The sequence below is a fragment of the Acidaminococcus sp. HCP3S3_G9_1 genome (genome assembly GCF_052122455.1).
GTDB lineage: Bacteria > Bacillota > Negativicutes > Acidaminococcales > Acidaminococcaceae > Acidaminococcus.
Window position 1 is genome coordinate 1 of sequence record NZ_JBQKCH010000048.1, and the last position, 459, is coordinate 459.

The 459-nt window shown below is 48.1% G+C and carries 1 protein-coding gene; it reads right to left on the bottom strand.

The window, feature by feature from the left end:
- Positions 1-413, bottom strand: a 413-nt coding sequence (locus ACTQY1_RS11275; RefSeq protein ID WP_441374214.1) for an Rpn family recombination-promoting nuclease/putative transposase, incomplete at its 3' end; no start/stop codon positions are given.
- Positions 414-459: the final 46 nt, after the last annotated feature.

Genomic DNA, 459 nt, shown 5'->3' on the forward strand with positions numbered 1-459 from the left:
ACTTTATCCATACTCTTTACCAGATGGACTTCCTGATCCAGGCTTTCCACGAATTTCCCTTTTGCCGCTTTTCCATCCACGTACCGGAGAAAAGCGGCAATCTCAGGATCAACCGCATTTTCGCTGCCTTTACTGTTCAGGAACATCCTGGTTTCCTCATCTTTTAATTTTACCCTGTTATCTTCCTGACAGCAATGGGTAAATGTGTAAATTGGCAGATTCCGATGGAACGGGTCGAACGTGCAGATAAAGATTACGTGGGACGGGTTCAGTTCTTCATAGGGTTTGCCTTTATCCAGCAGTTCCCCATCAATCAGACTCTGGTAGAAACGGCTGCGTTTGGCCAGATCATTTCTGGGGGAGTTGGTGCACTGCATCTCGATGTCGTACACGCGGCCTTCTTCGTCTTCCACATATACATCAAGACGGATGCTTTTGCCGTCCAGCCGGAGGTTGACG